The organism is Streptomyces sp. NPDC001663 (genome assembly GCF_042893105.1).
Taxonomy (GTDB): domain Bacteria; phylum Actinomycetota; class Actinomycetes; order Streptomycetales; family Streptomycetaceae; genus Streptomyces.
In genome coordinates, this window is record NZ_JBIAUR010000027.1 from 1 (window position 1) to 24,126 (window position 24,126).

Genomic DNA, 24,126 nt, shown 5'->3' on the forward strand with positions numbered 1-24,126 from the left:
GTGGGAACGACGGGACGACATCCACGAAGCCTTCCTCGGCCTCGCCACCTGCCTCATCACCTACAGACACGTCCGACGCCTTTGTTAGGACCTCTTAGCGCCCTCACCGCCACCACCGGAAGGACCGCTCCGTGACCGTGACCGCGTTCGCCCCCGAGACCGAGGAGCGCTTCGCCCTCGCCCGGCAGGTGGCCGACGCCGTTCTCTTCGAGGGCTATGTGCTCTACCCCTACCGTGCCTCGGCGGCCAAGAACCGACTGCGCTGGCAGTTCGGGGTGCTCGTGCCGCCCGGCTGGGGCACCGAGTGCGAGGAGCACGACTTCCAGCACACCGAATGCCTGATGGAACCGAGGAAGGGAGCGACCCTCTCGGTCGAGGTGCGCTTCCTGCGCGCCCGGCGCCGCACGGTGCAGCGGGCCTGCCCCGACGGCGGCTTCGAGACGGTCGCCGAACTCCGCCTGGACGACCGGGTGCTGGTCCCCTGGGACGAGGGCGCAGAGGAACGCGTCGAAGTCGTCGTACCGGTCGACGAGTTGCTCGGTGAAGGCGTCACCCACCCCTTCCGGCTCCCCGCCGGCGAGGACATCGAACCGGTCCTGGACGCCGCCGGCCATCCCGTCGGCCGGCTCGTCCGGCGGTGGGAGGAGAGCAACGGCACGCTCCGGCTGTCCGCCCGTGAACTCGACGGCCCCTACCGGGTGTTGCGGCTGACCGCCGTCGTAGAAAACACCAGCGACTGGACGCCCCCCGAGGGCCGCGCCGCGGACCGGGACGCGGCGCTGGCGCACTCCCTGGTGGCCACCCATCTCCTCATGGCCCTCAGCGCCGGATCCTTCCTGTCGATGACCGATCCCCCCGAGTGGGCCAAGGGCGCGGTCGCCGCCTGCCGCAACCTGCACACCTGGCCCGTACTCGCCGGCGAACCCGGCCGCACGGACCTCGTGCTGTCCTCACCGATCATCCTGGAGGACCACCCGGCCATCGCGCCGGAGAGCCCCGGCGCCCTCTACGACGCCACCGAGATCGACGAGATCCTCGCCCTGCGCACCGCCGCCCTCACCGACGAGGAGAAACGCGAGGCACGGGGCACCGACGAGCGGGCGGCCGCAGTGATCGACCTCGCCGACTCGATGCCGCCGGAGGTGCTGGAGCGGCTGCACGGGGCGGTGCGCGGTCTGCGGGAGATCACCGGTGACGGCGGCGGAGGCTTCCCCGACGAGTACGGCGTGCAGCGCCCCGACACCCCTTGGTGGGACCCGGCGAGCGACGCCGGCTTCGACCCCGAGCAGGACCGCGTGATCGTGGACGGCCGGCCCGTGGGCAGGGGCAGCCGGGTCGAACTGCGCCCGGGCCTGCGCCACACGGACGCCCAGGACCTGTTCCTCCAGGGGCGCACCGCGACCGTCGAGGCGGTGCTGCACGACGTCGACGGCACGGTGCACCTCGCGGTGACCGTCGAGGGCGACCCGGGCGCGGACATCCGCCGCGAGCAGGGGCGCTATCTGTACTTCCAGCCGGACGAAGTCGTACCCCTCGAGGACCCGTCATGAGCCGGACCCTCGTCGCCGGCATCGGCAACATCTTCCTCGGCGACGACGGCTTCGGAGTGGAGACCGCCCGCCGGCTCGCCGAGCGCGAACTGCCCGCACCCATCGAGGTCGTGGACATCGGGGTGCGCGGGGTGCACCTCGCCTACCAGCTCCTGGACGGCTACGACACCCTCGTCCTCGTGGACGCCACCGCGCGCGGCGAAGCCCCCGGCACGCTGTACGTGATCGAACATGACGTCGGCGGCGGAAGCCCTGTCCCCGCCGCGCCCGCGCTGGACGGCCACCGGATGACCCCCGACGCCGTCCTGGCGCTGCTGGGCACCCTCTGCGCCGGCACCGGCGCAGAGCCGCCACACCGCGTCCTGGTCGTCGGCTGCGAACCGGCCTCGGTGGACGAGGGCATCGGTCTCAGCGAGCCGGTGGCCGACGCCGTACCGCAGGCCGTCCGGCTGATCGAAGAGCTGCTGCGGAACGGCCAACCGTCCGTGGCACAGGCCTCGACCACTGAGGCCTCGACATGAGGAGAGACGGGATGAAGAAGATCGTCATCGGCGGAGCGGCCCTCGCCGCCCTGGTCGCCGTCTTCGCCGAGGTGCTTCCCGACCTCAGGCGCTACCTGCGGATCCGCCGGATGTGAATCGTGGCGCCGCCGGTGCGCCGCGCGGTTGCGGCGAACGGCGTACCTGCCGGCCGGTGACGGCGTGCCGGGGCGTGCGACCTGGGAGGGCGCGCCTGTAATGAAGCCCGGCGGGAGGCAGGCTGCGGAAGGACGGAGGCTCATGCACGAGATGTCCGTCGCGCTGGCCGTCGTAGACCAGGTGGCAGAGGCCGCCACCCGGGCCGGAGGCGTCACGGCGGTGCGATCGGTGCGGCTCCAGGTGGGCGAACTCGCCGGCGTCGTACCCGACTCGCTCGCCTTCTGCTTCGAACTGGCCTGTGCCGGAACCCTGCTGGAAGGCGCCGAACTGCTCACCGAAGCGGTGCCGGGGCGGGCCCGTTGCACGTCCTGCGCACACGAATGGGCCGTCGGCATGCCGCCCGGGCTGATCTGCCCCGCGTGCGACGGAACGCACACCGACCTGCTGGCGGGCCGGGAACTGCAGATCGTCGACGTGCACTGGGAGGACGCCGGCCCCGCGCACCCGCCCACCCGCGAACCGATCTCCGAGGAGCGCTGAACCATGTGTCGTGTCGTCGACCTGCGGCAGGCCGTACTCGCGAAGAACGACGCGAGCGCCCACGAACTGCGCGCCTGCCTCGCCGCTCGAGGCACCGCGGTCGTCAACCTGCTGTCCAGTCCGGGCAGCGGCAAGACCGCGCTCCTCGAGCGCGAACTGCTGCGGGCGCGGCAGCGGGCCGTTCCCGTCGCGGCGCTGAGCGCCGATCTCGCCACCGAGAACGACGCGGCGCGCCTGGCACGTTCGGGGGTCCCGGTCAAACAGGTACTCACCGACGGACTGTGCCATCTGGAAGCCGGGATGCTCGCCGGGCACCTGGACGGCTGGCTGCCCGACGCCACCCGGCTGCTGTTCGTGGAGAACGTCGGCAACCTGGTCTGTCCGGCCTCCTACGACCTGGGGGAGACCCTGAGGGTCACCCTCGCCTCCGTGACGGAAGGCGAGGACAAACCGCTGAAGTACCCCACCGCCTTCGGCCTCGCCCACCTGGTCGTGGTCACCAAGACCGACATCGCCCAGGCCGTCGAGTTCGACGAGGCCGCGTTCCGCGCCAATGTGGAGCAGGTCAACCCCGGAGTCGAGGTGGTCCTGACCTCGGCACGCCGCGGACAGGGAGTCGGCGAGCTGCTCGACCGGGCGCTGGCCGCCGCGGACGGCGCACCCGTCCACGCGCCGGTCATGGCCCGGCAGCCGCACACCCACGCGCACACCGAGGCCACCGGCACGATGGCCCACACCCACTCGTGAGCGGTCCGCAGGCCCCGGCCGCCGTCGCCGAGGACACTTTGCGACGCCGCCGGGTCATCGTGCGGGGAGTGGTGCAGGGCGTGGGCTTCCGGCCCTACCTGTACGGCCTGGCCACCGAGCTCGCCCTGGTGGGACACGTGAGCAACACTCCGGAGGGCGTCGTGGCGGAGGTCGAGGGCACCGCCTCGGCCGTGGCCCGGTTCTGCGACCGAATCGCCGCGCAGGCACCCCCGCTGGCCCGCGTGGACTCCGTCCACCACCGGGACGTGCCGCCCGCCGGGGGCAGCGCGTTCACCATCCTCACCTCCCGCACCGGCGGACCGGCCCGCACCCTGGTCTCCCCGGACTCGGCCACCTGCGCGGACTGCCTCGCCGAGCTGGCCGACCCGGCGGACCGGCGCCACCGCCACCCGTTCGTCAACTGCACCCACTGCGGCCCACGCTTCACGATTGTCACCGGCGTGCCGTACGACCGGGCCAACACCACCATGGTCGGCTTCGCGATGTGCCCCGACTGCGCCCGGGAGTTCGCGGATCCGGCCGACCGCCGTTTCCACGCGCAGCCCGTCGCCTGCCCGGCCTGCGGGCCACGGCTGCGGCTGGTCGTCGCCCAGGAACCGGGGCTCGGGGATGTCGACGGGGCGGACCCGGTCACCGAGGCCCGCGCCCTGCTGATGCGGGGTGCGATCCTCGCCGTGAAAGGCCTGGGCGGCTACCACCTGGCCTGCGACGCCACGAACCATGCGGCGGTCGACCTCCTGCGGCGCCGCAAGGCACGTGGGGACAAGCCGTTCGCCGTCATGGCCAGGACCGCGGACGACGTCCAGCACCTCGTGCGGCTGAGTCCCGCGGAACGGAGCCTGCTCGAAGGCCGGGCCAGGCCGGTGGTCCTGATGAGGCGACGGCACGCGGTCGGGGATCTCCGGCCCGCCGAGGCCGTCGCGCCCGGCAGCCCGGACCTCGGCGTGATGCTGCCGTACACGCCCCTGCACCATCTGCTGCTCGGCCTGCCCGGCGACCCGGACGGCCCCCGGCTGCTCGTCATGACCAGCGGCAACCTCTCCGGTGAACCGATCGTCACCGACGACACCGAGGCGCTGGAGCGGCTCGCACACCTGGCCGACGCCTGGCTCACCCACGACCGGCCGATCCACGTCCCGTGCGACGACTCCGTGGTCCGCGTCTGCGACGAAGAACCGCTGGTGATCCGCCGCTCGCGCGGCTACGCCCCCTTGCCGCTGGCCCTCCCGCTGCCCGTGCGACCGGCGCTCGCCGTCGGCGGAGACCTGAAGAACGCCTTCTGCCTGGGGGCGGGCCGCCAAGCCTGGCTGTCGGCGCATATCGGCGACATGGACGACGTCGGCACGCAGAGAGCCTTCGAGCACGCCACGAGACAGCTGGAATCCATCACCGGGGTGCGGCCCGAGACCCTGGTGGCCGACCGGCATCCCGGCTACCGCTCCGTGCGATGGGCCGACCGGAACGCGGCGCAGCGCCCCGTCGTGCGCGTCCAGCACCATCACGCGCACGTCGCCGCCGCGATGGCCGAGCACGGGCTGGACGGCACCCGGCCGGTGATCGGCGTCGCCTTCGACGGCACGGGCCACGGCGACGACGGCGCCATCTGGGGCGGGGAGTTCCTGCTCGCCGACTACGACGGATTCACCCGGTTCGGGCATCTCGCGTACGTCCCGCTGCCCGGCGGCGACGCCGCGGTGCGCCGGCCGTACCGCATGGCGCTGGCCCATCTGCGGGCGGCCGGGATCGGCTGGGCGGACGACCTCGCCTGTACGACCGCCTGCCCGTCCGACGAACTCCGCGTCCTGGAACGGCAGTTGGAGCGCGGCCTGCACTGTGTCCCCACCTCCAGCATGGGCCGGCTCTTCGACGCCGTGTCCTCCCTCGCCGGGGTGTGCCACCGCGCCGGATACGAGGCACAGGCCGCCGTCGAGCTGGAGGGCACGGCGCTGCGCGCACCCGCCGAGGACACCACGGCGTATGCCTTCGCCCTGCACGCCTCGAAGGACAACGGGCGCGGTGTCGTACGGGCCGATCCGGCGCCCGTACTGGCCGCGATCGTCGGCGACCTGCGTGCGGGCGTCGAGCCGGCCCTGGTCGCGGCTCGCTTCCACCGGGGCGTGACCGGCCTGGTGCACCGGATGTGCGCGCGGGTGCGAGAACGGCACGGGCTGGACACGGTCGCCCTGACGGGGGGCGTGTTCGCCAACACGCTGCTCTCCTCGGCCTGTGCCGCCACCCTGCGCGAGGACGGCTTCACGGTCCTGCGGCACCACCTGGTGCCGCCCAACGACGGCGGTCTGGCGCTGGGCCAGCTGATGGTGGCCGCCCGGGCCACTCCTACCGACTGAGCAACGCGACACCACAGCGAGGAGAGGTTCATGTGCCTGGCGGTACCCGGCAAAGTGCTCGACATCGAGGAACGGGACGGCACCCGGATGGCCACCGTCGACTTCGGCGGCGTGGTCAAGGAGGTGTGCCTGGAGTACCTGCCCGATCTTGAGGTCGGCGAGTACGCCATCGTCCACGTCGGGTTCGCCCTGCAACGGCTGGACGAGGAGTCAGCACGGCAGACCCTCGAACTCTTCGCCGAACTCGGCATGTTGCAGGAGGAGTTCGGCGACGCCTGGGAAACAGCGGCGGCGGATGCGGGCGTGGACCCGGTGGAAGAGGTGCGCAAGTAGTGAAGTACATCGACGAGTTCCAGGACCCGGAGCTGGCCCGCCGACTCCTCGACGACATCCACGCCACGGTGACCAGGCCGTGGGCCCTGATGGAGGTGTGCGGAGGGCAGACGCACAGCATCATCCGGCACGGCATCGACCAACTCCTGCCGGATCAGGTCGAGTTGATCCATGGTCCCGGCTGCCCGGTGTGCGTGACGCCGCTGGAGGTCATCGACAAGGCGCTGGAGATCGCCTCCCGGCCGGAGGTGATCTTCTGCTCCTTCGGCGACATGCTGCGCGTGCCGGGCACCGGACGGGACCTGTTCCAGGTCCGTGGGGAGGGCGGCGACGTACGCGTCGTCTACTCACCCCTCGACGCACTGCGGATCGCGCAGCAGAACCCGGACCGCGAGGTGGTGTTCTTCGGCATCGGCTTCGAGACCACGGCGCCCCCCAACGCCATGACGGTTCATCAGGCCCGGAAGCTGGGCATCCCGAACTTCAGCATGCTGGTGTCCCACGTCCGCGTACCGCCCGCCATCGAGGCGATCATGTCCTCGCCGAGCTGCCGGGTGCAGGGCTTCCTCGCGGCCGGGCACGTCTGCAGCGTGATGGGCGTGGGGGAGTACCCCGAACTGGCCGAGCGTTTCCGCGTTCCGATCGTCGTGACGGGCTTCGAGCCACTGGACATCCTCGAGGGCGTGCGCCGGGCCGTCCGTCAGCTGGAACGCGGTGAGCACACCGTCGACAACGCCTACGCCCGTGCCGTCCGGCCGGAGGGCAACCGGGCCGCCCGGGCCATGCTGGAGGACGTCTTCGAGGTCACCGACCGCGCCTGGCGTGGCATCGGGGTGATCCCCGACAGCGGCTGGCGGCTGTCGCCGAAGTACCGCGACCACGACGCCGAGCACCGATTCCAGGTCGGCGGAATCCGGACCGCCGAGCCCGCCGAGTGCCGCAGCGGAGAGGTCCTGCAGGGGCTGCTCAAGCCGCACGAGTGCGAGGCCTTCGGCACCCTGTGCACCCCCCGTACGCCCTTGGGAGCCACCATGGTCTCCAGCGAGGGCGCCTGCGCGGCGTACTACCTCTACCGGCGTCTGGACATGCCCACCACCACGGTCCGGGAGGCGACCCCCGTTGTCTGACACCACTGATCTCCCCGCCCTGGACGTCGAGGCGTGGACCTGTCCGGCGCCCCTGCGCGACCGGCCCCGGGTCGTCATGGGCCACGGCGGCGGTGGAGTCCTGTCCGCCGAGCTTGTCCAGCAGATCTTCGCGCCCGCCTTCGGGGGCGAGGTGCTCGCCCAGCTCGGTGATGCCGCCGTCCTCTCCCTGGGCGGCGCCCGGCTGGCGTTCTCCACCGACTCCTACGTGGTGCGGCCGCTGTTCTTCCCCGGCGGCAGCATCGGCGACCTGGCGGTCAACGGCACCGTCAACGACCTGGCCATGAGCGGCGCCCGTGCCGCCTACCTCTCCTGCGGCTTCATCCTGGAGGAGGGCGTCGAGCTGGACATGGTCAGGCGGGTGTCCGAGGCGCTGGGCGCTGCCGCGCGCACCGCCGGCGTGGAGGTGGCCACCGGCGACACCAAGGTGGTGGAGGCCGGCCACGGCGACGGGATCTTCATCAACACGGCGGGCATCGGTCTCGTCCCGGCGGGCGTCGATCTGCGTCCTCAGCGGGTCGTCCCCGGCGACGTCGTGATCGTCAGCGGCGCCATCGGTGTCCACGGGGTGGCGGTGATGAGCGTGCGCGAGGGCCTGGAATTCGGAGTGGAGATCAAGAGCGACTGCGCGGCGCTGGGCGGCCTGGTCGACGTCATGCTCGCCGTCACGCCGGATCTGCACGTACTGCGCGATCCCACTCGAGGGGGCCTGGCGGCCGCGCTCAACGAGATCGCGCAGGCCGCCGGCACGGGTGTCGTCATCCGGGAACGCGACGTCCCGGTCCCGCCGGCCGTGGCCAACGCGTGCGCCATTCTCGGACTGGACCCCATGTACATCGCCAACGAGGGCAAGCTGGTGGCTTTCGTCCCCCGCGAGCACGCCGACGCCGTCCTTGAAGCGATGCGAGCCCATCCGCTCGGCGCGGACTCCGTGATCATCGGTGAGGCCGTCGAGGCTCACCCCGGCATGGTGGTGGCCCGTACCGGCCTGGGCGGAACGCGCGTGGTCGATCTGCCGATCGGTGAGCAACTGCCGCGGATCTGCTGACAGGGGCATAGCTCGTCGCTCGGCTCGAGTTCGTCGCGATCGAGGGTTTTGGAAGGCGGCGACTCGAGCCACTGGACGACAGGTGAGCAGCCGGATGGAATTGTTCAGGCGCTTCAGGCGCTGATGCATTCACGAAGGCTGGGATGCCTGCCATGGGCGGGCGAGCACCTTCGGTGACCGAGACAGTTGATATGGGAGGAGCCGACGTGGCAGTGCAGACACAGAGGGCCGTGCTGGCAGGCGGATGCTTCTGGGGAATGCAGGATCTGATCCGCCGGCTTCCGGGCGTCACGGCGACCCGCGTCGGATACACCGGGGGTGACGTGCCGAACGCGACGTACCGCAATCACGGCACGCACGCGGAGGCCATTGAGATCCTCTTCGACCCCCAGCAGACCGACTACCGCACGATCTTGGAGCTCTTCTTCCAGATCCACGACCCGAGCACCAAGAACCGCCAGGGCAACGACATCGGCCTGAGCTACCGCTCGGCGATCTACTACGTGGACGACGAGCAGAAGCGGATCGCCGAGGACACCATCGCGGATGTCGACGCATCCGGACTGTGGCCGGGCAAGGTCGTCACCGAGGTCGAGCCGGTCGGCCCGTTCTGGGAGGCCGAGCCCGAGCACCAGGACTACCTGGAGCGTTACCCCGACGGCTACACCTGCCACTTCCCGCGCCCGGGGTGGCGGCTGCCCGCCCGCGCCGAGGGCTGAAACAACAACGAAGTCCCGACACTCGCCCCGCCCGGTCCGCCTGCGCGGCCGGGCGGGGCGAGTTTGATCGCCGGGCCGTCCGCAGGGCGGGGGCCGGTTCCGTTCTGGTGGCCGCCTACCGTCTGCTGCCGGCCTGGCGGCCCGGCCTCACTTCAGGTGCCGACCGTAGAACCGGTTCGCGTCCTCCCCCTCGAACCACGGGGTGCCGGTGTGTCCGCCCATATTGGCGTGCAGCGTCTTTTCCTTGGTGCCGAAGGCGTCGAAGAGGTCCAGGGCGCGCTGCCGGGGGTTCCCTTCGTCGTCCCACTGCAGCAGCATCAGCAGCGGAATGGTGACCTGCCGGGCCTCTTCGCGCTGGGCGCGGGGCACGAAACCTCCGGCGAAGAAACCGGCGGCGACGATGCGCGGATCGACCACCGCCAGCCGGATGCCGAGGGCCATCCACCCCGAGTACCCGACCGGGCCGCCGATCTCGGGCAGCGGTAGGAGGGCGTCCAGAACGGTCTGCCATTCCGGGACCGCGTTTTCGACCAGTGGGCCGACGAGGGACTCGAAGATCTCGTCGACCGGCTCGCCGGCCTGCATCGCCCGGCGGAGCTCGGCGCGGGCCTGCTCGTCGGCGGCGGAACGGGGCCGGTCACCGCACCCGGCGGCGTCGATGGTGGCCACCGCGTAGCCGTGCGCCGCGGTGTGCCGGCCGCGGGCCACCAGCCGGGGTTGCGCCTTGGGCAGGCCGTTGTTGTGGGCCATCAGGATCAGCGGGGCCGGTGCGGCGGATCCAGGCGTCCACAGGGTGCCGGGGATCTCGCCGAGGGTGAATTCGCGCTCGAGGACGCCGTCGAGGCGTCGTTCGGAAGTGAAGTGCATGGTCGTGCCTTTCGGGAGCGCTCGTGAACGGCGCTCCCGGACGACCTATCGCCCGACCGTGACCCCAGAGGGGAGCACCCATGTCAGTAGTGTGTTCACGGGTACCACCTCCTCGTTCTCTCGCACGGCCTCCGGAAAGCTAGCAGTGGTCGCCGCGGTCCGCCAACGGGTTTTCGCGGAGGCCGCGGCGCTCATCCACGTGTGCACCACCGGGGAGTGGCTGACCTGTTCGCCGACGTCCGGGCCGGTTACAGGCGATCGACGTCCGTCGGCACGCCGAGCAGGATGCGACCGGTCGTCTCCCACGTGGCCGGGCTGACCTGGATGTGGGCGGTGACGGCGCTCGCGTCCCGGAAGCGGCGCTGCAGCGGCGAGTCGTCGTAGAGCGCCGACGCGCCACCGAGGTCGTACATCGTCCGGACGACCTCCGCGGAGGTGTGCGCCGCGTGCGTCGCCGCCAGGCGCAGAGCGGTGCGCTGCTCGAGGGTGACGGCGCCGTCGAGCGCCGTGCACCAGGCGTCGTCCACGGCGGCGTAGAAGAAGGTGCGCGCGGCACGCAGGGCTGCCTCTGCCCGTGCCACGGCGGATTGCGTCGCCGACTTCTGGGCCAGTGTGCGCCGCGAGCCGATGGCGACCTTGTTCACCGCCAGGTCGGTCAGGTCGTCGATGGCTCCTCGCGCGTTGCCCAGCGCGGCCGCGGCGACGGCGAGCGCGAAGTACCCGAAGACCGGGAAGCGGTACAGCGGGGCGTCGATCAGGGGGCTGTCGGACAGCGACAAGATCCGGTGCGCGGGGACGAACACCTCCTCGGCGACGACGTCCTGACTGCCCGTCCCCCGCAGGCCGGAGGTGTGCCAGGTGTCGAGAATGCGCAGCTGTGCGGTCGGGATCCCGACGACGCGCATCGTCGGGCCGCCGTTGTCGTCGGTCCGGCCGTCGTCGAGGAGACAGCCGCCGAAGAAGACGTCCGCGTGGGAAACCCCGCTGCCGAACGACCAGCGGCCGGAGACGCTCACACCCCCGTCGACCGGGCGGGCCTTGGCCCGCGGCGCCCACACGCCCGCCGGTATCGAGTGCGGGTCGCCCAGGAGCTCGGCGGCGGCTTCCGGTGGCAGATAGGCCGCGAGCAGGCTGGTGGTGAGAGCGATCGACACGCACCAGCCGGTGGAGGCGTCACCGCGGGCGATCGTCTCGGCGCATTCCAGCGATACGGCGGGTGCGGCCTGCGCGGCGCCGAGACTTTCAGGCGCGCCGCTGCGCAGCAGCCCGGACTCCCTCAACGCCTCGACCAGTTCCGGCGTCAGTCGGCGGGCGCGCTCATTGTCCGCGGCGGCGGCCTGCGCCTGCAGGCGGATACGGTCCGCCGCTTCCCTGAGACGTTCCTGCGTCGACGTGGCTGCGGACGGCGGGCGGGTCATGGGGGCCTCTCGTCGGTCTGTATGTGGAGGGAGCCGCGGCGCGGCTCAGCGGTGCGTCCGGGCCGGGAGGACGATCGCGGACGGGTGTGCCGGGTCGTGGTGGACGGCCTGGTCGGCGGCCAGGAGAGTGGTGGCGGTGGCGTGTGGTTCACCGGTGCCGGGGTTGCGGGCGTAGCGGGGGAAGGCGCCGCTGGAGACCTGGACGCGGATGCGGTGTCCGCGCTTGAAGCGGTGGGCCGTGGGCCAGAGTTGGACCGAGGCACACTGTTCCTCGTCCGCGGCGGTCAGCCTCAGCAGGCCGTCGCAGACGTTCCAGGAGCGCCCGGCGGGGTCGACGTCGCAGAGGCGGACGAAGACGTCGGCGTGCGGCAGGCTGGAGCGGAACCAGATCTCGGCGGCGACCTCGCCGATGACCTCGACATCCTGGTCGAGGGCGGACGTGGTGTAGGTGAGGACGTCCGGGCGGGACTCCAGCGCGGTGTTGTCGACGCGACCGCAGTCCTTGACCATGCGCACGCCACCGGAAGCCGGGGTGGGGTCGGCGGGGTCGTAGCGGTACCGGTCGGGCTCGGAGTCGGCCGGCAGGACCTCCGCCAGTCCGCCGCCGGGCTGGAGATGGAAGCGCCGGGCGGGGTAGCCGGCGGGTGGCCAGGACTCGAAGTCGCGCCAGGCCTCCTCACCCATGACGTAGAGCCGGACCGGCGGACGCTCGGGCGGCTGCTCGCCGCGGGCGAGCGCGAGCCCGAACCCGACGGCCTCGTCGAACGCCGTGTTGTCCATCCGCGTGTGGGTCCAGGGCCCGACGGTCAGCCGGGCAGGGCGGTCCGCGTCCTGCAGGGCCCGGAAGTCGCGCAGCTGGCCGGGCAGGAAGATGTCGTACCAGCCGGCGATCGAGCTGACCGGTACGGTCACCCGGGACACCCGGTCGCGGTGGTCGAGGCCCGCCCAGCGGGAGGCGCCGGAGTCGTGGGTGAGGATGTCCTGGATGTACGCGGAGCGCGCACCGAACGCGGCCACGTCGGCCCCGTCGAGCGGAAGGGTCCGCAGCGCTCGGGCCGTCTTCCTCGCCTGGATCGGCTGCCGCAGGAGAGCCATGGGCAGCGGGCGGTCCTGCGTCCCGACCAGCACGCCCCAGGCGAACGGCGTCTCCAGCGACAGGCCGTCGGCGCGCAGGAACTCCAGCGTCAGCGCCGACTCGGTCACCACCGGTATCAACGCCTTGACCTGGGGCGGGAGTTGGTCGGCGACCGCCCACTGCACATGCCCCAGATAGCTCATGCCGAACAGCACGACCGCGTTTCCGTACCACGGCTGCTCAACCAGCCAGTCAAGGGTCGCCAGACCGTCCGACCGTTCCTGCCGCATCGGATCGAAGACCCCGCCGGAGCCGAAGGTGCCGCGCACGCTCTGGAACAGCACTTGGAAGCCGCGCTCCGCGAGCGGCCGGGCCATGAGCGTGCCGATGGGACCGCGCCGCCCGTAGGGAGAGCGGATCAGCGCGGTCGGCAGGCCCTCGCCGCCGGTCCGCGGCGCCCACCGGTCCGCGAGCAGTTCGGCCCCGTCGGGCATCGGCACCCGCAGATCCCGCTGGACCACCACGTCCCGGGTCACCGGTGGGGACAGCTTCAGCTGACGCTGGATGAGATGGCTGACCAGGTTCACTCGCGACCCTCCAGGTCGGAATCACCGGTGATCGGCGCGGCGTCGGTCATCAGGACGGACGTCACGCGCAGCAACCGGTCGGCGAATGCTTCGGGATCGAGGGGATCGGCGCCCTCGACCACCCAGGTCGTGACGAATGCGGATCCGCCGCCTGCGAGGAAGGCGGCGAGGTCGTCGATGGTGTCCGGGGCGAGCCGGTCACCGTACAGCCGCTGCATGCTCTGCCGGTTGACCGGGAGCAGCAGGCTGATCAGCCCGCGGTCCAGCGCGAATGCGCAGGATCCGGTCAGCAGGGCCCGGTAGAACGTCCGGTGCTCGGCGAAGTGCCGGCACACCGCGAGGGTCTGCTCCCGTGCGGTCATCTTCTCGAAGCCGTCCGCGAGGCGCGGCAGCAACTCCCGCCGGGCGAGATCTAGCCCGGCCTCCAACAGCAGCGTGTCCCGGTCACCGAAGTGCTGGTACACCACCCGCCTGCTCACATCCGCCGCCTCGGCGATGTCGGACAGCGCGACCGCTGCCGTGCCGCGCTCGGTGACCAGAGTGACCGCGGCCTGCATCAGGGCGGCACGTGAGCGGCGTACCCGGCGATCCCGCGCCGGCTCGGGAACGTTGAGGTCCACAACGAGATAATGCGCAGCTGTTACTAAAGAAGCAAGTGTTTCGTTTCCAGTGCTCTGCCAGGTGGATTCCTGGGCAGAGGCATGGGTGAACGCGGAACCGTCTTGCATTCAGGGGCCACTTCCGGGGCAGCCGACTCACATGCCCCGAAGCACCAGGGAGGCGCCCACCCATGACCGACGAGCAGGCGGCGGCTGACCAGCAGCAGACCGAGCACGGACCGACAGAGATCACCTATTCCGAACAGTTCTATCCGGCGCGGCCCCGAGCTCTGCGCCCGCGCGCACGACTGAGGCCGCAGGGGCAGCCGTCGCAGCAGGAGCGAGGTGGAGAACCGGACGGCACCAACCCCGACTACGTGGCATGGCTACGGCACCACTCGATGCTGCAGGACGCCCGCGATCTCTCCGTCCAGCTCACCGGACAGGGCAGCATGTGGCAGAACCCCTTCGCACGCCCCGACCCCAAGGCCGCCGTCAGTACGGCCCCGGTGTGGTTCACGGCGTATCCCATTTCCTTCGTCACCCGCCCCGGTCAGAGCTTTCTCGGCACCCTGGCGGACCCCGATCTGTGGCGCGTCTTCTCCGACATCGGCATACGAGCCGTACACACCGGGCCGGTCAAACGGGCCGGCGGCATCTGGGGGTGGGACCCCACCCCGAGCGTCGACGGCCACTTCGACCGCATCAGCACCGCCATCGACCAGGCCTTCGGCACGGAGGACGACTTCCGGCGCATGTGCCAGGTGGCCGCCGACCACGACGGCACGATCATCGACGACATCGTGCCCGGCCACACCGGCAAGGGGCCCGACTTCCGTCTCGCCGAGATGAACGTCGACGACTATCCCGGCATCTACCACATGGTCCAGATCGCACCGGAGGACTGGCACCTGCTGCCCGAGGTGCCGCCGGGCCGCGACTCGGCCAACCTCGACACCGAAGCCGAAGAGGCGCTGGCGAAGGCCGGGTACATCATCGGCCGGCTGCAGCGGGTGATCTTCCACGACCCCGGCGTCAAGGACACCAACTGGAGTGCGACGCGCGAGGTCGTCGGGCCGGACGGCGTCACCCGCCGCTGGGTCTACCTGCACTACTTCAAGGAGGGCCAGCCGTCCATCAACTGGCTCGACCCCACCTTCGCCGGCATGCGGCTCGTCATCGGTGACGCTCTGCACTCCCTCGGGGACCTCGGTTCGGGCGCGCTGCGGCTGGACGCCAACGGATTCCTCGGCGTGGAGAAGAGCGCCGAGGGCCTGCCGGCCTGGTCGGAGGGACACCCGCTGTCGGAGGCCGCCAACCAGCTCATCGCCAGCATGGTGCGCAAGATGGGCGGCTTCACCTTCCAGGAGCTGAACCTGACCGTCGACGACATCAGAATCACCTCCGAGGCCGGTGCGGACCTGTCGTACGACTTCGTCAACCGGCCCGCCTACCACCACGCGCTGGCCACCGCGGACACCGAGTTCCTGAGGCTGACCCTCAACATCGCCCTGGAGAGCGGAGTGGCGGCCGTCAGCCTCGTGCACGCCCTGCAGAACCACGACGAACTCACCTACGAGCTGGTCCACTTCGCCACGCTGCACAAGGACGAACCCTTCACCTACCACGGCGTCGAGGTCACCGGCGGCCAGCTCGCCGAGCACATCCGCTCCGAACTCGTGCAGACGCTGACCGGGCCCGACGCGCCCTACAACGCCATCTTCACCACCAACGGCATCGCCTCGACCACGGCGTCCGTCATCGCCGCCGCTCTCGGACACACCACGCTCGACAACCTCACCGCCCAGGACGTACGGGAGATCAAGCGGGCGCATCTGCTCCTGGCCATGTTCAACGCCCTGCAACCCGGCGTGTTCTCGCTCTCCGGGTGGGATCTGTGCGGTCTGGTGACGTTGCCGCGCGAACGCGTCGGACATCTGCTGGCCACCGGCGACACCCGCTGGATCCACCGGGCCGCATACGACCTGATGGACTACCAGCCCGAGGCGGCCGCATCCGGCTCAGGCATGCCGAAGGGCCACAGCCTGTACGGCAGCCTCCCGGTCCAGCTCGCGGATCCCAACTCCTTCGCATCCAGCCTGAAGCACCTGCTCAAGGTGCGCGAGGAAACCGGGATCGCCACGGCCGACCAACTCGACATCCCCGCAGTGCCGCACCCCGCGCTGCTCGTCATGGTCCACCGCATCGGTGAGAGCGGGCAGACGCAGGCGACCGTACTCAACTTCGGCTCCGCGCCCGTCTCGGGCGCCGTGGCCTCGGAGCACTTCCAGCCGGGCGCGAGGGCCTACGACGCGCTGACCGGCAGAGAGGTCGGCGTGGTGGACGACATGCACGCCCTGTACGTGGAACTGCCCGGCCACGACGGCTTCTGCGTGCTCTTTCAGTGAGGAGACCCCGTTGAGATGCCGGGCAGCACCCTCAACACTTATCAGGTCAAGCGTCCCGGACTCTTGACTCGAACGGCGCCCCCAGCGATCCTCTCCCATGCATTGTGCGGGCCATGACAACCCCATGGGTCGGTCAAGCCCGCCATCCCCGCCGACCGAGGGACGTGGGCCGTGACGCTGACCCGACGCTGGTACCGCAGACGCAAGAACGTCACCGTGCTGTCGCTGCTCTTCCTGGTGCTGGCCATGACCCTTGGCCCCGCACCGAGTTCGGCCGCCGCCGCCGACTGGTGGATCCCCACCGCACGCCCCACCCCGGACTCACAGATCGACGTCACCGGCGAGCCGTTCACCGGCACCAACTCCGCGGGCGAGGTTCGCGGGTTCGTCGACGCGCACAACCACCTGTTCTCGAACGAGGCCTTCGGCGGACGGCTGATCTGCGGCAAGGTGTTCTCCGAGGCGGGGGTCGCCGACGCCCTCAAGGACTGTCCCGAGCACTACCCGGACGGCACACTCGCGATCTTCGACTACATCACCCACGGCGGCGACGGCAGGCACGACCCGGTCGGCTGGCCCACCTTCAAGGACTGGCCGGCGTACGACTCGATGACCCATCAGGCGAACTACTACGCCTGGGTCGAGCGGGCCTGGCGCGGCGGGCAGCGGGTGCTCGTCAACGACCTCGTCACCAACGGCGTGATCTGCTCCGTCTACCCCTTCAAGGACCGCAGCTGCGACGAGATGACGTCGATCCGGCTGCAGGCAAAGCTGACGTACGACCTCCAGGCCTACATCGACAAGATGTACGGCGGCACCGGCAAGGGCTGGTTCCGGATCGTCACCGACAGCGCGCAGGCCCGTGAGGTCATCAAGCAAGGCAAGCTCGCCGTCATCCTGGGCGTCGAGACGTCCGAGCCGTTCGGCTGCAAGCAGATCCTGGACATCCCGCAGTGCAGCAAGGCCGACATCGACAAGGGACTCGACGAGTTGTACGCGCTGGGCGTGCGCTCCATGTTCCTGTGCCACAAGTTCGACAACGCGCTGTGCGGCGTCCGCTTCGACTCCGGCGCCCTCGGAACGGCCATCAACGTCGGGCAGTTCCTGTCGACCGGCACCTTCTGGCAGACCGAGAAGTGCACCGGCCCACAGCACGACAACCCCATAGGCACCGCGTCCTCCGCCGCGGAGGAGGACCTGCCGGCGGGCGTGGACGTCCCCTCGTACGACAGTGATGCCCAGTGCAACAAGCGCGGGCTCACCGACCTCGGCGAGTACGCGGTGCGCGGCATGATGCAGCGCAAGATGATGCTGGAGATCGACCACATGAGCGTCAAAGCGGTCGGCCGGGCGCTCGACATCTTCGAGGCCGCGTCCTACCCCGGCGTCATCTCCTCGCACAGCTGGATGGACCTGAACTGGACCGAGCGGGTCTACTCCCTCGGCGGCTTCGTCGCCCAGTACATGCACGGCTCGGAGGCGTTCGCCGCGGAGGCGAAGCGCACGGACGCGCTGCGTGACAAGTACAACGTGGGCTACGGCTTCGGCACCGACTTCAACGGTGTCGGCGACCATCCCGCCCCGCGCGGCGCGGACGCCGCGAACAAGGTGACGTACCCCTTCAAGAGCGTCGACGGCGGCTCGGTCATCGACAAGCTGACGACCGGTGAGCGCACCTTCGACTTCAATACCGACGGCGGCGCCCATGTCGGGATGATCCCGGACTGGATCGAGGACATCCGGCTGGTCGGCGGCCAGGACGTGGTCAACGACCTCTTCCGTGGCGCCGAGTCCTACCTCGACACCTGGGGTGCGACCGAGCAGCACCAGGCGTCGGTCAACCTCGCCAAGGGGCGGACGGCGACGGCCAGTTCGTCCGAGTCCAACCCCTTCACCAGCTACCAGCCGGGGCGGGCGGTCGACGGCGACGGCGGCACCCGGTGGGCCAGCGACTGGAGCGACGACCAGTGGTGGCAGGTCGACCTGGGCGCCACCAACCGGGTCGGCCGGGTCACGCTGGACTGGGAGCGGGCGTACGGGAAGTCGTACCGCATCGAACTCTCCACCGACGGCACGAACTGGCAGACCGTCTGGTCGACCACCTCCGGCGACGGCGGCCTGGACACGGCCAAGTTCACCGGCACACCGGCCCGCTATGTTCGCGTCCACGGCCTCGACCGCGGTACCGACTGGGGATACTCGCTCTATGAAGTGGGCGTCCACAGCGCCTGATCGAGGTCACGACAGCCAAGGACACACATGGCACGCATGCCGTCGGCGGAGCGGCGCAGACAGCTGACGGAAGCGGCGATCAGGGCGATGGCCCGGGACGGCGTCGCCAAGACGACGACCCGGTCCATCGCCGCCGAGGCGGGTGTGTCCCTGAGCGTCTTCCACTACTGCTTCGACTCCAAGCAGGCCCTCGTCGAGTCGGTCATCACCACCCTCACCGACCACTCCGTGACCGTGGTCAAGCAGGCCCTACGGCCCCGGGCCACGCTCGTGGAAACCGTCCGGGCGGGTTTCCAGGCCTACTGGGACCATGTCCGCGCCCACCCCGACGAACACATGCTGACGTACGAACTGACGCAGTACGCCCTGCGCGAGCCGGGGTTCGAGCACCTGGCCCGGCGGCAGTACGAGTTGTACGGCGAGGCATACGCCGAACTGATCGGCGGTCTGCGCGACAGCATGGGCCTCCAACTCCGGGTGCCCGTCGCCGTGTTGGCCCGCTATCTGGCCGCCATGACCGACGGGCTGACCCTCAACTACCTCGTACTCGGCGACGAGTCCGCCTGGACCGACATCCTCGACACGGTGACCGCCCATATCGCCGGGCTGGTCCAGGATGACGTCGAGGGGTGACAGCGGACAGGGTGTCAGACGTCCCCTGGCAGCGTCATTCGATCCGTTCACCGCAGGAAAGGCGGCCGGAGCGTGAGCGGGCGAATCCGGATGCGCTGTTCTGCGGGGTAGTTGCATACTCACCGCATGGCCTTGTTCTCTGGGCGGTTCCGGGATCCGCGCAGCGCCGAGTACGACTTCATCAGCTTGATCATTGTGCGGTGCCCAGGTTGCGAGAAGGCCGCCCGTGTCGTTCCGGCGCCCGAAGACTCCGACCCCGGGGGCTGGATTCTGTTCAGGCCGCGACGTCTGGTCTGTCGTGGCTGTGGACTGTCACGAGTGTGGGACGGCCGTCTTGTCGCGCTCCCTGCCGGCACAGCTCAACCCGCGACGGATCCGTACTTCGGTATGCCTTTGTGGCTCCAGGTTGAGACCCGGCACGGGTGGTTGTGGGCGTACAACCTCGAACACCTCGACCTGATCCGTCGTTTCGTCCAGGCATCGCTGCGGGAGCGAGCACCCTGGTACGACACCGGACAGAAGATGACGTTGGTGGCCCGCCTTCCGGCCTGGATCAAGAGAGCGAAGAACCGGGACCAGGTCCTGCGTGCTGTCAGTCGGATCCATGCCTCACTGGTTTGCGCCTGACCTGCCTACCAGCGTCCGAAACGCCACTGAACTCGGCCTGTAAGGTCGACGCACATGGCAGCAGAGTCACCGACGCGGACTGTGCAACGCTTGTTCCCATTGCTCGCCGAGGGGAAGAGTGCGGAGGCGGCGGCGCTGTTCGCCGACTCGGTGTCGTTCTCAATCCCGCACCCGCCGGGCATTCCGTGGGTACCGGAGGTCGACTCGGTGGAAGGCATGCGGACGTTCTTCGAGCTGCTGGGGACCCATGTGCAGGCCAAGGAGTTCGACCTGCGCCAAGTCATCGCCGAGGGCGACGATGTGGTGCTCATCGGGCGCATGGTCTCCGAGGTCAAGAAGACGGGGCGGGAAATCGACACCGCGTTCGCCCTGCACACCACAGTCAGGGACGGGCGGATCACCCGCTACCACCTCTATGAAGACAGCTACGCCGTCGCCAAAGCCTGCTTCGACAACTGATCGCCCGGCGGCTCGCCCAGCTTGTCCTCCACAGCGCGCGCCTGGCGTATGTCGGCATCGACAACCGCGGTCGGCGTCATCGCAGCCCTTCTGCTCGGACAGTGGCTCGGCAACCGGGCCGGCAACGTGTTCACCACCATCAGCCGTGGCTCCTTCCGCGGCGAGGAGGAGCGCGAGATGGGCTTGCGCAGCGATATGCGCCTCACGTACCCCAGTACCGCCCTCGGCGTGATCGTTGACCTCGGTCCACGAACGATGCCTCGTAAAGAGCGTCATCGGATCGTTGATCCTGGGAAGACAGCTCCGTTCCTGAGCCGTTGACTGCGATGGCGCGGTCGATGTGTCGCCATCCTGGGCGTGACCGTCCAAGGTATCCGAACGGGGAAGAGCGGTGATCACGCGATGAAGGCGGTGCGGTTCCACGAGTACGGCGGGATCGATGTGCTGCGGGTGGAGGAGGTGGAGCGGCCGGTGCCCGGCGCCGGGCAGGTGCTGGTAGAGGTCCACGCGGCCGGGATCCAGCCCGGCGAGGTGATGATCCGCAAGGGTGCGCGGCACGACCGCTGGCCGGCGACGTTTCCCACCGGGCAGGGCAGCGATCTGGCCGGTGTTGTGGTGGGGGTCGGTCCGCAGGTGCGCGGCTTCGCGGTGGGCGACGAGGTCCTGGGCTTCACGCACAACAGGGCGAGCCAGGCGGAGTTCGTCGTGGTCGACGACGTCAACGTGGTCTCGCGCCCGGAGGGGCTGTCCTGGGACGTGGCCGGGTCGTTGTACGTGGCCGGTACGACCGCGTACGCCACCGTGTTCGCCGTGGACCCCGGGCCGGGCGACACGGTCGTGGTGTCCGGTGCGGCGGGCGGCGTCGGGTCTCTGGCCGTGCAGCTCGCGCGGCGGCGCGGGGCCACGGTGATCGGGCTGGCGAGCGAGCGGAACCACGCCTGGTTGAAGGAGCGCGGTGTCGTCCCGGTCGAGTACGGGCAGGACGTGGCCGAACGGATCCGGCAGGCCTCCGGCGGAAGTGTCGACGCGTTCATCGACACGTTCGGCGACGGCTACGTGGACCTGGCAGTGGAGTTGGGCGTGCGGCCCGAGCGGATCAACACGATTCGCGACTGGCAGGCCGCGGCCAGGGTCGGCGCGCGAACCTACGGAGAAGGCGCGGCGGCATGCGCGGTCGTGCTCGGCGAGCTGGCCCGGCTTGCCGCGCGCGGAGAGTTGGAAGTGCCGATCGCCCGCGCCTACCCGCTCGAGCGGGTGCAGGACGCCTTCCGCGAGCTGGAACAGGGGCACACCCACGGCAAGATCGTGCTCCGGCCCTAGCTCCGGGCGAGCCCGCGCCTGGCTGGGCAGGCGCGGGCCGGAGGGCACGGGGTCAGGGCAGCACGACGATCTTGCGCCCCTGGCCGGCGGCGAACTGTTCCAGTGCCTGCGGGTATTGGGCCAGCGGCAGCCGGTGGCTGATGAAGATCTGCGGATCGAGCACTCCGGTGGCGAACAGTTCCGCCGCCCGCTCGTAGCTGTGCAGCACCGCCATGGAGCCGGTGATGGTGATCTCCTGGTTGTAGATCCGGTACGGCGAGATGGTGGCCGTAGTCGCGTAGTCGGAGACCCCGAACTGCAGGAAGGTGCCGGCCTTGGCGACCCGTTCGAGCCCGTCCTGGATGGCGGCGGCGTTGCCGGTCGCGTCGACCACCACGTCCCAGCCGGCCGGTCGTCCCAACTCGTCGGCGGAGAGGCCTGCTTGGGTACAGCCCAGCTTCTCGGCCGTCGCCAGCCGTTCCGGATTGATGTCGACGACGTCCACCGAGGCGGCCCCCGTGCGCTTGGCCAGCTCAAGCATCATCAGGCCCATCGTTCCGCTGCCGTAGATCAGCACATGCGAGCCGAGCCTGCTGTTGAGCACGTCGTAGCCGCGCACGGCGCAGGACAGCGGCTCGATCAGGGCCGCGTCCTGGACGTCCACATGCTCGGGCAGCCGTACGCAGTTGGCGACGGGCGCCACGGCGTACTCGGCGGCGCCGCCGGCCCGGGTCACGCCGATCGCCTGCCAGCGGTCGCAGAGGTTGTTGCGGCCGGCGCGGCAGTAGCGGCACTCGTTGCAGTACAGCGAGGGGTCCACGGCAACCCGGTCGCCGAGGGCGAGTTCGGTGACCTCGCTGCCGAGGCCGACGACCTCGCCGGCGAATTCGTGGCCCGGCACGACCGGCAGGGTCGGGGCGAACTCGCCCTGGAGGATGTGCAGATCGGTCCCGCACAGCCCGCAGGCCGCCACGTCGACCACGACCTCGCGTGGCCCGGGAGTGGGGTCGGGCACCGTGGTGACCGTGACCTTGCCGGGGGCTTCGATGACGGCGGCTTTCACTTGACTGCTCCTAGGGACAGGCCGCGGACGAGTTTGTCCTGGGCGGCGAAGCCGGCGATGAGCACCGGCAGGGAGACGAGGGTGGCGGCGGCGCAGAGCCGGGCGAGGAAGAGGCCCTCGTTGGTGATGAAGCCGACCAGGAAGACCGGTGCGGTGGAGGCGTTGGTCGCGGTGAGGTTGACGGCGAACATGAACTCGTTCCAGCTGAAGATGAAGCAGATCAGCGAGGTGGCGGCGAGTCCGGGCATGGCGACCGGGGCGACCACTCGCCACAGGACGGTGAGCAGGTTGGCGCCGTCGACCTCGGCGGCCTCGAGGATTTCCTTGGGGACCTCGGCGAGGAAGGAGCGCATCATCCATACCGCGATCGGGAGGTTCATGGCGGTGTAGAGGACGATGAGCGTCCAGACGTTGTCCAGCATCCCGGCGTCCTTGACGATCAGGTAGACCGGCAGCAGGGCGGCGATGGCCGGCAGGAACTTGGTGGACAGGAAGAAGAACATCACGTCGGTCCACTTCTTGACCGGCTTGATGGACAGCGCGTAGGCCGCCGGCACCGCCAGGGCGAGTACGAGGACCGTCGAAATGACGCTCGCCATCGTCGAGTTGAGCAGGTAGGGGGTGATGTCCCGGCTGAACAGCAGCTTGTACTGGTCGAAGGTGACGGGTGCGAAGAGGGACGGCGGGTTGGTGGCGGCGTCGGCCTCCTGGTGGAAGGAGGTGAGCACCATCCAGGCCACCGGCGCGAAGAAGGCGAGTGTGGCCAGCCAGGCGACGAAGGTCCACAGGGGGGTCAGGCGCGCGGTCATCGGGAGACCTCCTCGCGGAAGAGGGACGCGATGGTGCGCAGTGCGAAGGTGGCGATCACGATGGAGCCGAGGACGACGACGACCCCGGCGGCGGCCGCCTGGCCGTATTCGTATTTGCGGAACATGGTCAGGTAGATCTCGTAGGGCAGGTTGGTGGTCTGGGAGCCGGGGCCGCCCTGGGTGATGGTGTAGACGGCGTCGAAGGTCTGCACGACGTAGATGGTGCCGAGCAGGACGCCGAGTTCGATGTACTGGCGCAGGTGCGGCAGCGTGATGTGGCGGAAGGTCGCCATCGCCGATGCCCCGTCCATCTTCGCGGCCTCCAGGACGTCGCCTGGCTGGGCCTGCAGGCCGGCCAGCAGGATCAGCATCATGAACGGCGTCCACTGCCACACCAGTGAGATCACGACGGCGGGCATCGGGTACGAGGACACCCAGTCGATGGTGGGGCCGTTGGCGGCGCCGAAGAGGCGGTATACGGCGTTGAGGGTGCCGTTGAGCAGGCCGTAGTCGGGGTTGTAGATGGCGTGCTTCCACAGCAGGGCGGCGGCGACCGGCATGACCAGGAACGGGGCGATGAGCAGGGTGCGAGCCAGGCCGCGGCCAACGAACTTGCGGTCCAGCAGCATCGCCAGGCCGAGGCCGAGGACCACACTGACGATCACGACGGATGCGGTGAGGACGACGGTGTTGAGGACGGCGGTGCGCAGCCGTTCGTCGGTGAAGACGAACTTGAAGTTGGACAGGCCGACGAAGTGCTTCTCGCCGGGCTTGAGGATGTTCCACTGCAGGGTGGAGATGACGAGCGTTGCCACGAAGGGCAGTTGGGTGACGATGATCGTGAAGATCAGCGCCGGCAGCAGTGGTACGCGCCGCTTCCAGTTGCCGGCGCCGGTGGAGGTGCGCGGGCGGCTGGGTGGTGGTGCGGTCTTGGGCGGTGCGGTGAGCGTGGTCATGGATG

Annotated in this window: 23 protein-coding genes and 1 pseudogene; 17 read left to right on the top strand and 7 right to left on the bottom strand. The window is 70.0% G+C overall.

Annotation, left to right across the window (positions count from 1 at the left end; genetic code table 11):
* Nucleotides 1–131: 131 nt before the first annotated feature.
* The 10 genes from ACFY1L_RS51275 to msrA all read left to right on the top strand — a co-directional run bounded on the left by ACFY1L_RS51275 (nucleotide 132) and on the right by msrA (nucleotide 9,089).
* Complete coding sequence (locus ACFY1L_RS51275) at nucleotides 132–1,550, top strand: hypothetical protein (protein ID WP_388842183.1); 1,419 nt, start codon at nucleotides 132–134, stop codon at nucleotides 1,548–1,550.
* Nucleotides 1,547–2,071 (top strand): hydrogenase maturation protease, encoded by a 525-nt coding sequence (locus tag ACFY1L_RS51280; RefSeq protein WP_388842185.1) that lies wholly within the window; start codon nucleotides 1,547–1,549, stop codon nucleotides 2,069–2,071. Before ACFY1L_RS51275 ends, ACFY1L_RS51280 begins: the two co-directional genes overlap by 4 nt.
* Before the next feature lie 11 nt (nucleotides 2,072–2,082).
* A complete protein-coding gene (locus ACFY1L_RS51285) occupies nucleotides 2,083–2,187 on the top strand; it encodes a DUF6893 family small protein (protein ID WP_388842187.1) in 105 nt (34 codons plus the stop codon).
* Between the two features lie 142 nt (nucleotides 2,188–2,329).
* Entirely contained in the window at nucleotides 2,330–2,728 is a 399-nt protein-coding gene (locus tag ACFY1L_RS51290) for a hydrogenase maturation nickel metallochaperone HypA (RefSeq protein ID WP_388842189.1), read from the top strand.
* 3 nt (nucleotides 2,729–2,731) lie between these two features.
* The gene (gene hypB, locus ACFY1L_RS51295) at nucleotides 2,732–3,475 is read left to right on the top strand and encodes a hydrogenase nickel incorporation protein HypB (RefSeq protein ID WP_388842191.1); all 744 of its coding nucleotides are present in this window, start codon (nucleotides 2,732–2,734) and stop codon (nucleotides 3,473–3,475) included.
* Nucleotides 3,472–5,844 (top strand): carbamoyltransferase HypF, encoded by a 2,373-nt coding sequence (hypF, locus tag ACFY1L_RS51300; protein ID WP_388842193.1) that lies wholly within the window; start codon nucleotides 3,472–3,474, stop codon nucleotides 5,842–5,844. The genes hypB and hypF overlap by 4 nt, the downstream gene beginning before the upstream one ends.
* A gap of 30 nt (nucleotides 5,845–5,874) precedes the next feature.
* Complete coding sequence (locus tag ACFY1L_RS51305; RefSeq protein WP_388842195.1) at nucleotides 5,875–6,177, top strand: HypC/HybG/HupF family hydrogenase formation chaperone; 303 nt, start codon at nucleotides 5,875–5,877, stop codon at nucleotides 6,175–6,177.
* Entirely contained in the window at nucleotides 6,177–7,304 is a 1,128-nt protein-coding gene (hypD, locus tag ACFY1L_RS51310) for a hydrogenase formation protein HypD (protein WP_388842197.1), read from the top strand. The genes ACFY1L_RS51305 and hypD overlap by 1 nt, the downstream gene beginning before the upstream one ends.
* A complete protein-coding gene (hypE, locus tag ACFY1L_RS51315) occupies nucleotides 7,297–8,370 on the top strand; it encodes a hydrogenase expression/formation protein HypE (RefSeq protein ID WP_388842199.1) in 1,074 nt (357 codons plus the stop codon). Before hypD ends, hypE begins: the two co-directional genes overlap by 8 nt.
* Nucleotides 8,371–8,576: 206 nt before the next feature.
* Nucleotides 8,577–9,089 carry a peptide-methionine (S)-S-oxide reductase MsrA gene (msrA, locus tag ACFY1L_RS51320; protein WP_388842201.1) on the top strand — a complete coding sequence of 171 codons (513 nt, stop codon included), beginning with the start codon at nucleotides 8,577–8,579 and terminating at the stop codon, nucleotides 9,087–9,089.
* Nucleotides 9,090–9,236: 147 nt separating this feature from the next.
* Here the strand turns inward: msrA and ACFY1L_RS51325 are convergent, their stop codons facing one another.
* From ACFY1L_RS51325 to ACFY1L_RS51340, 4 genes are all read right to left on the bottom strand, one after another.
* On the bottom strand, nucleotides 9,237–9,956 hold the full coding sequence (locus ACFY1L_RS51325) for a dienelactone hydrolase family protein (protein ID WP_388842203.1): 720 nt from the start codon (nucleotides 9,954–9,956) through the stop codon (nucleotides 9,237–9,239).
* Nucleotides 9,957–10,204: 248 nt separating this feature from the next.
* Complete coding sequence (locus ACFY1L_RS51330) at nucleotides 10,205–11,374, bottom strand: acyl-CoA dehydrogenase family protein (RefSeq protein ID WP_388842205.1); 1,170 nt, start codon at nucleotides 11,372–11,374, stop codon at nucleotides 10,205–10,207.
* Between the two features lie 45 nt (nucleotides 11,375–11,419).
* Entirely contained in the window at nucleotides 11,420–13,036 is a 1,617-nt protein-coding gene (locus tag ACFY1L_RS51335) for a CocE/NonD family hydrolase (protein WP_388842207.1), read from the bottom strand.
* On the bottom strand, nucleotides 13,033–13,656 hold the full coding sequence (locus tag ACFY1L_RS51340; protein ID WP_388842209.1) for a TetR/AcrR family transcriptional regulator: 624 nt from the start codon (nucleotides 13,654–13,656) through the stop codon (nucleotides 13,033–13,035). Before ACFY1L_RS51340 ends, ACFY1L_RS51335 begins: the two co-directional genes overlap by 4 nt.
* Nucleotides 13,657–13,826: 170 nt before the next feature.
* Between ACFY1L_RS51340 and treS the strand changes: the two genes are divergently transcribed.
* The 7 genes and pseudogenes from treS (at nucleotide 13,827) to ACFY1L_RS51375 (ending at nucleotide 21,314) form a co-directional block, all read left to right on the top strand.
* On the top strand, nucleotides 13,827–16,043 hold the full coding sequence (gene treS, locus ACFY1L_RS51345; protein WP_388842211.1) for a maltose alpha-D-glucosyltransferase: 2,217 nt from the start codon (nucleotides 13,827–13,829) through the stop codon (nucleotides 16,041–16,043).
* 171 nt (nucleotides 16,044–16,214) lie between these two features.
* The gene (locus tag ACFY1L_RS51350; RefSeq protein ID WP_388842213.1) at nucleotides 16,215–18,275 is read left to right on the top strand and encodes a discoidin domain-containing protein; all 2,061 of its coding nucleotides are present in this window, start codon (nucleotides 16,215–16,217) and stop codon (nucleotides 18,273–18,275) included.
* A 27-nt stretch (nucleotides 18,276–18,302) separates the two neighbouring features.
* A complete protein-coding gene (locus tag ACFY1L_RS51355) occupies nucleotides 18,303–18,908 on the top strand; it encodes a TetR/AcrR family transcriptional regulator (protein WP_388842215.1) in 606 nt (201 codons plus the stop codon).
* 126 nt (nucleotides 18,909–19,034) lie between these two features.
* Nucleotides 19,035–19,535 (top strand): hypothetical protein, encoded by a 501-nt coding sequence (locus ACFY1L_RS51360; protein ID WP_388842217.1) that lies wholly within the window; start codon nucleotides 19,035–19,037, stop codon nucleotides 19,533–19,535.
* Between the two features lie 54 nt (nucleotides 19,536–19,589).
* Nucleotides 19,590–19,994, top strand: coding sequence for a nuclear transport factor 2 family protein (locus ACFY1L_RS51365; protein WP_388842219.1), 405 nt, complete (start codon nucleotides 19,590–19,592; stop codon nucleotides 19,992–19,994).
* A gap of 32 nt (nucleotides 19,995–20,026) precedes the next feature.
* Nucleotides 20,027–20,234, top strand: a pseudogene (locus tag ACFY1L_RS51370) (LacI family transcriptional regulator); the annotation flags it as partial.
* Nucleotides 20,235–20,396: 162 nt separating this feature from the next.
* Complete coding sequence (locus tag ACFY1L_RS51375) at nucleotides 20,397–21,314, top strand: NADP-dependent oxidoreductase (protein ID WP_388842221.1); 918 nt, start codon at nucleotides 20,397–20,399, stop codon at nucleotides 21,312–21,314.
* Between the two features lie 52 nt (nucleotides 21,315–21,366).
* Here ACFY1L_RS51375 and ACFY1L_RS51380 read toward each other — a convergent pair whose 3' ends face one another.
* The 3 genes from ACFY1L_RS51380 to ACFY1L_RS51390 are packed head-to-tail and all read right to left on the bottom strand — an operon-like array spanning nucleotide 21,367 to nucleotide 24,121.
* Complete coding sequence (locus ACFY1L_RS51380) at nucleotides 21,367–22,356, bottom strand: zinc-dependent alcohol dehydrogenase family protein (RefSeq protein ID WP_388842223.1); 990 nt, start codon at nucleotides 22,354–22,356, stop codon at nucleotides 21,367–21,369.
* Nucleotides 22,353–23,165 carry a carbohydrate ABC transporter permease gene (locus ACFY1L_RS51385; RefSeq protein ID WP_388842225.1) on the bottom strand — a complete coding sequence of 271 codons (813 nt, stop codon included), beginning with the start codon at nucleotides 23,163–23,165 and terminating at the stop codon, nucleotides 22,353–22,355. Before ACFY1L_RS51385 ends, ACFY1L_RS51380 begins: the two co-directional genes overlap by 4 nt.
* Nucleotides 23,162–24,121: a carbohydrate ABC transporter permease gene (locus ACFY1L_RS51390; protein ID WP_388842227.1), complete on the bottom strand. Its 960-nt coding sequence runs from the start codon at nucleotides 24,119–24,121 to the stop codon at nucleotides 23,162–23,164. The genes ACFY1L_RS51385 and ACFY1L_RS51390 overlap by 4 nt, the downstream gene beginning before the upstream one ends.
* Nucleotides 24,122–24,126: the final 5 nt, after the last annotated feature.